At 69.7% G+C, this 2,098-nt stretch carries 2 protein-coding genes and 1 pseudogene; all 3 read left to right on the top strand.

What is annotated here, in order from left to right; genetic code table 11:
• Positions 1 to 657, top strand: a 657-nt coding sequence (locus tag WBB14_RS33835) for a thiamine pyrophosphate-dependent enzyme (protein ID WP_424243622.1), incomplete at its 5' end; no start/stop codon positions are given.
• A gap of 17 nt (positions 658 to 674) precedes the next feature.
• Positions 675 to 1,925, top strand: a complete 1,251-nt coding sequence (locus WBB14_RS33830) for a Zn-dependent hydrolase (protein ID WP_424243621.1) — start codon at positions 675 to 677, stop codon at positions 1,923 to 1,925.
• A pseudogene (locus tag WBB14_RS33825) lies at positions 1,922 to 2,098 on the top strand (aldehyde dehydrogenase PuuC); the annotation flags it as partial. The gene WBB14_RS33830 and the pseudogene WBB14_RS33825, both read left to right, overlap by 4 nt.

The raw sequence follows: 2,098 nt of genomic DNA, 5'->3' as shown, positions 1-2,098 counted from the left end.
CACCAGGAGCTGGTCGACAGCCTGGAACCGCTGGCCTCGCCCGGCCCGATGAGTCTGGACCAGGCCGCCGCCTACGTCGACGCGCACGTGCCGGCCGACGCCTGCATCACCGTGGGCGCGGGCAACTATGCGCTGTATCCCCACCGCTACCGCCGCTACGCCGGGCCGGGCACCAGCCTGACGCCCACCGTGGGCTCCATGGGCTACGGCCTGCCGGCGGCCATCTCGGCCAAGCTGGAAGACCGCAAGCGCACGGTGGTCTGCTACGCCGGCGACGGCTGCTTCCAGATGAACATGCAGGAACTGGGCGTGGCGCTGCAGTACCGCCTGGGCGTGGTGGTGCTGGTGTTCAACAACGGCATCTGGGGCACCATCCGCGCGCACCAGGAACGCGAATTTCCGGCCCGCACCATCGCCCTGTCGTTCGAGAATCCGGACTTCACCCAGATCATCCGCGGCTACGGCGGCTATGGCGAAGCCGTGGAAGACACCGCCAGCTTCGGCCCGGCTTTCGAGCGTGCGCTGGCCTTTGCCGAGCGCGAGAACATGCCAGCCCTGCTGGAAATCCGTTACGACGCCAATGGCATTTCGCCGGGCGAAACCCTGATGGGCATCCGCGAGGCCGCGCTGGCCCGCAATGCCGCCGCCGGCCACTGACACAGAGGGATTCCAACATGACAACGACACTCTCCATCAACGGACAGCGGCTGTGGCAGTCGCTGATGGACCTGGCCCGGATCGGCGCCACCCCCAAGGGCGGCAACTGCCGGCTGGCGCTGACGGCGCTGGACGGCCAGGGCCGCGATCTGGTCACCGGCTGGATGCGCGATGCCGGCCTGACGCTGCGCGTGGACCAGGTGGGCAACATCTTCGCCCGCCGCGCCGGCCGCAACAATGAGCTGCCGCCGGTCATGACCGGCAGCCATATCGACACCCAGCCCACCGGCGGCAAGTTCGACGGCTGCTACGGCGTGCTGGCGGGCCTGGAAGTCATGCGCAGCCTGAACGACCATGGCGTGGTCACGGAAGCGCCGCTGGAAGTGGCCATCTGGACCAACGAGGAAGGCTCGCGCTTCGTGCCCGTGATGATGGGTTCCGGCGTGTTCGCAGGCAAGTTCCCGCTGGAAGTGGCGCTGTCCGCCACCGACCGCGACGGCAAGTCGGTGGCCGACGAACTGGCCGCCATCGGCTACGCCGGCGCGGATCCCGTGGGCGGCCGCCCGGTGGGCGCCTACTTCGAGGCCCACATCGAACAGGGCCCGATCCTGGAGCACGAAGAAAAAGTAGTCGGCGTGGTGACCGGATCGCTCGGCCTGCGCTGGTACGACGTGACCGTGACCGGCATGGAAATGCATGCGGGCCCCACCCCGATGCCGATCCGGCGCGACGCGCTCTACGCCGCCAGCTACCTGCTGCAGGCGGTCGTCGAGATCGCCAACGACAACCAGCCGCACGGCCGCGGCACCGTCGGCGAGATCCACGCGCATCCCGGCTCGCGCAACGTCATCCCGGGCCAGGTGCGTTTCACGGTGGACCTGCGCCACGAAGACGAAGCCACGCTCACCGCGATGGACCAGCGCTGGAAGGACACTTGCGCCGACATCGCGCGGCGCCACAACGTGGCGGTGGACGTGAAGCACGTGCAGTACTTCCCGCCCACGCCGTTCGACCTGGACCTGGTGGGCAAGGTGCGCGACGGCGCCGCCCGCCGCGGCCTGGCCGCCATGGACATCGTCACCGGCGCCGGCCACGACGCGGTCTACATGGCCGCCGTCACCCCCACCGCCATGATCTTCGTGCCGTGCAAGGACGGCGTCAGCCACAACGAGATCGAGGACGCCAAGCCCGCCGACCTGGAGGCAGGCTGCAACGTGCTGCTGGACGCCATGGTAGCGCGCGCCAACGCCCAGGAGGTCCGGCCATGACCCAGGACGCCGCCTACTGGCACGCCCGCGCCGCCGCGCTTGCCTTCAACGGCCAGGCCTACATCGACGGCGCCTACTGCGGCGCGGCCGATGGCGCCACCTTTCCCGCCACCAGCCCGATAGACGGGCGCAAGCTGGCCGACGTGGCCGCCTGCGGCGCGGCCGACGTGGAC

Origin of the sequence: Achromobacter sp., from assembly GCF_049647645.1 — a bacterium.
Taxonomy (GTDB): domain Bacteria; phylum Pseudomonadota; class Gammaproteobacteria; order Burkholderiales; family Burkholderiaceae_B; genus Achromobacter.
The sequence above is the reverse complement of the archived record's forward strand: the minus strand, read 5'-3'. Positions and strand labels throughout refer to the sequence as shown.